The sequence below is a fragment of the Acidovorax sp. KPB24-07 genome (assembly GCF_057543315.1).
The window spans coordinates 1-3,531 of sequence record NZ_BAAJYS010000344.1 but is presented as its reverse complement, the minus strand read 5'-3'; the positions used below and the strand labels follow the sequence as shown (position 1 = coordinate 3,531).

Below are 3,531 nucleotides of genomic sequence, written 5' to 3'. Positions count from 1 at the left end.
GGCGGCCAGGGCCTGCTGCAGCCACTGGTCGAATTGGGCCAGCGGGTCGGCCAGGGAGGCGTCTTCGCTCAGTTCCGCGCGCTCGTAGCTCTTGCGCAGGTCGGCGATGGAGGAGGAAAGGGGGCTGCTGCTCATCGGGCGATTGTGCCCCGGCGCGCGCCGCGGGTCAGCGCTTGTGGCCGGGCGCCAGCGCCAGCAGCTTGCCCAGCGCCCGGTCGTGGATGCCCAGGCGGCGCAGTTCGTCGTAGGTGGCCTGGGCATAGTCGCGGGTGGTGCCGTAGATGCCGGTGGCCTGCTCGAAGATGCGGCGGTATTCGTCGTCCCGCAGTACGCCGGCGTGGCTCGGGCTGCGGCGCGACAGCGTGAAGGCGAGGGCGCGCACCGTGCCCTGGGGCGTCTGGCAGGGCAGCCAGCGCGGGTCGTACACCGCCAGCGCCATCTCGCGCTGCCAGAGGTTGACCATGGTCTGGCGGGCGTGCTCGCGGTCCACGCGGAACACCATGCCGCGGCAGCTGCCGCCCGAGAGCATGCCGAACACCAGGCCGGGCCGCTCGGGCGTGCCGCGGTTGATGCGGCTCCACATCTTGAGGGCGCGGTGCCAGCCGTGCACGCGGGCCGGGCGCTGTTCGGCGAAGTCGAAATCGGGCCGCCAGATCAGCGAGCCGTAGCCGAAGATCCACAGATCGTCCTGGCCGCCCCATTCGTCCAGGGTGCGCTGGAGCAGGGGGGCGGGGTCGCGCAAGGGGGCGGGCAGCGGCGTCATGACTCTACAATCGCGGGTTGTCTTCAGCCCCCATTATTTACTTTACGGAGTTCTTCCCATGGCCTTCAGCAGTTCCGATGACGACAGCCAGCAACGTTTTGCCCTCGGGTTCCTGTTCGCGTTGATTGCCCTGGTGGTGTCCTCGGTGGTGGGCGTGACGGTGTACAAGCAGCGCAGCCTGGCGCGCGCGCCGGTGGTCGAGCCCGCCGCCGTGGTGGTCGCACCCGCCGGCACGCTGGTGGTGGCCGAGGACGAAGTGGCCCGCGTGGTGGTGGATGGCGGCGTGGTCCGCTTTTACTTCGCCACGGGCCGTGCCGACCTGGCCCCCGGTGCCGCACCGGCCCTGGCCGACGTGTCGCGTGCCGTGGCCGAAGGCCGCTCGGTGGTGGTCTCCGGTTACCACGATGCCACGGGCGACGCCGCCGCCAACGCGCAGCTGGCCAAGGACCGCGCGCTGGCCGTGCGCGACGCGCTCAAGACGGCCGGCGTGCCCGAAGACAAGATCGACCTGCGCAAGCCCGCCGTCACGCAGGCCGGCGGCAGCAACGCCGAAGCCCGCCGCGTCGAGGTCACGCTGGCACCGCTTTGATCCGGGCGTGAGGGAGTGGCCGCCGGCCGCGTCCTCCGATCCCTCGACAGCAAGCCCGGTCCGCCGGGCTTTTTCTTTGGGCGACGCGTTCCCGAAAGGGGCCTCAATGCAGCCACTGCACGATCTGCTGCGGGGTGAGGTTGCTGCCGCACAGCACGGTCGCCAGCTTCTGCGAGCGCAGCGCGGGGTGTTCCATCACCGCGGCCACGCCGACGATGCCGGCAGGCTCGACCATCAAGCCGGCCGTCTGGAACACCAGCTGCATCGCGCGCCGGATGGCCGCATCGCTCACCAGCAGCACGTCGTCCACCAGGCCTTGCATGTCGTCCAGCGCCTGGGGAACGGGCCGCCGGACCGCGATGCCATCGGCGATGGTCTGCGTGGCGGGCCGCTCGATCAGCCGGCGCGCCTTCCAGGAGGCGGCCATGGCATCCGCGCCTTCCGCGCAAACGCCGATCACCCGCGTGGCCGGCGCACGGGCCTTCGTCCACAGGCCCATGCCATTGAGCAGGGCGCCATTGCCCAGCGGCACCAGCAGGGCATCGAAGGCATCGCGCGCCAGCAGTTCGCGGGCGATGGTGCCGGCGCCTTCGCTGATTTGGGTCTCCAGCCCATCCTCGACCAGCAACGCGCCGGAGGACGCGCAAAAGCGCCGGGCCTCTTCCTTGGCGGTGTCGAAGTCGTCGCTGTGCAGGCGCACCTCCGCGCCCATCGCGCGCATCCGCTCGACCTTGAAGGCATTGGCGGTGGTGGCGGTATAGACCACCAGCGGCCAGCCGCGGGCGCGGCACACATAGGCCATGGCCTGCCCCCAATTGCCGGCCGTGGCGCAGACCAGGAGCCGGCCGGCCAGCGCCGCCGCGTTGTCCTTGAGAAAGAAGTCGGCGCCGCGCCCCTTGAACGAGCGCAGCGGGTTCAGCGTTTCGACCTTGAGCGTCAGGGCGGCGCCCAGCGCCTGGCTGAGCGGCTCGCATTCGTACTGCGGGCTGTGGAGAAACACGGGGTCGATCAGGGAGGCCGCGCGCTCGATGTTGCGCAGCGAGAGGCGGTGGGGGGTGTCGATAATGGTCATGCCCAAAGTATGCAAACCGGGGCGGTGGGCCAGGCCGCGATTGCGCCCCCGCCAGCGCCGCCTCGCCGCATTGTGGGCGCCTTCCACGCGGCCTTCGTGCAACCCTCCGACGCCATGCCCCTCGACGCCTTCGACCGCCAGATCCTCGACCTCTACCAGCGGGACACCCGCGTGCCCAGCGAGCAGATCGGCGCGCGCGTCGGCCTGTCCGCCGCGGCGGTGCAAAGGCGGTTGAAGCGCCTGCGGGAGGCGGGCGTCATCCAGGCCGAGACCGCCCAGCTCGATTGCACCCGGCTGGGCCTGGGCATCACGGCCATCGTGCAGGTCGACCTGATCGACGAGTCGGCACGCGCCACGCGGGCCTTCCGCGAGACCGTGGGACAGCGCGGCGAGGTGCAGCAATGCTACGGCGTGGCCGGCAGCGTCGACTACGTGCTGATCGTCATCGTGCCCGATCTGGCGGCGTACGAGGCCTTCTGCGAGGCGTGCCTGCTGCACGACCCCAACGTGCGCAGCTTCACCACGCAGATCGTTCTGGATGCGCACCAGCGCGGCGCACCGCTGGCCATCCCCGCGCTGGATCGGTGATCAGGTGCTGCCGCGCACGACGAGTTCGTAGCCCAGCTCGACGCATCCCGGCCCGGTGGGCGCGCCGCGCATCAGCCCGAGCAGCATCGCCGCGCCGGCGCGCCCGACCTCGGCGCGCGGCGTGCGCACGGTGGTGAGCGGCGGCACCATCTGGTCGCTGCCCTCCAGGTCGTTGAACCCGGCCACCGCGATCCGCCCGGGCACCGCCACCCCCAGCCGGTTGGCGGCCAGCAGCCCGCCCTGGGCGATGTCGTCGTTGCAAAAGAAGATGGCATCCACGCCGGGCATGCGGCGCACCACCTCTTCGAACAGCCGCGCGCCCAGTGCGACCGACGAGCGCTCCGGGCTGAGCACCTCCAGCGCCGGGTCGTACAGGCCCGCCTCGCGCAGGCAGCGGCGGTAGCCCTCGGCGCGCTGCAGCGTGCGCGGGTCCAGCTGGGCGGCGCAGAAGGCGATGCGGCGGCGGCCCCGGTCCAGCAGGTGGCGGGTGATGGCCGCGCCCGCATCGGTCTGCGAAAA

At 71.5% G+C, this 3,531-nt stretch carries 5 protein-coding genes and 1 pseudogene; 2 read left to right on the top strand and 4 right to left on the bottom strand.

Translation table 11 applies throughout. The features are described 5' to 3' along the window. Both AC27IQ_RS20605 and AC27IQ_RS20600 read right to left on the bottom strand, forming a co-directional pair. A pseudogene (locus AC27IQ_RS20605) lies at positions 1-135 on the bottom strand (pyridoxamine 5'-phosphate oxidase); the annotation flags it as partial. 31 nt (positions 136-166) lie between these two features. Continuing rightward, positions 167-763 (bottom strand): gamma-glutamylcyclotransferase, encoded by a 597-nt coding sequence (locus tag AC27IQ_RS20600; RefSeq protein ID WP_487090605.1) that lies wholly within the window; start codon positions 761-763, stop codon positions 167-169. 58 nt (positions 764-821) lie between these two features. On the opposite strand from AC27IQ_RS20600, the gene AC27IQ_RS20595 reads away from it, so the two are divergent. Then, positions 822-1,352: an OmpA family protein gene (locus AC27IQ_RS20595; RefSeq protein ID WP_284428370.1), complete on the top strand. Its 531-nt coding sequence runs from the start codon at positions 822-824 to the stop codon at positions 1,350-1,352. A 103-nt stretch (positions 1,353-1,455) separates the two neighbouring features. Here AC27IQ_RS20595 and AC27IQ_RS20590 read toward each other — a convergent pair whose 3' ends face one another. Beyond that, positions 1,456-2,424, bottom strand: coding sequence for a threonine ammonia-lyase (locus tag AC27IQ_RS20590; protein ID WP_487090604.1), 969 nt, complete (start codon positions 2,422-2,424; stop codon positions 1,456-1,458). 114 nt (positions 2,425-2,538) lie between these two features. Here AC27IQ_RS20590 and AC27IQ_RS20585 point away from each other — a divergent pair, with 114 nt between their 5' ends. After that, on the top strand, positions 2,539-3,012 hold the full coding sequence (locus AC27IQ_RS20585; protein WP_284427879.1) for an Lrp/AsnC family transcriptional regulator: 474 nt from the start codon (positions 2,539-2,541) through the stop codon (positions 3,010-3,012). Here AC27IQ_RS20585 and AC27IQ_RS20580 read toward each other — a convergent pair. Continuing rightward, positions 3,013-3,531, bottom strand: a 519-nt coding sequence (locus tag AC27IQ_RS20580; protein ID WP_487090603.1) for a substrate-binding domain-containing protein, incomplete at its 5' end; no start/stop codon positions are given.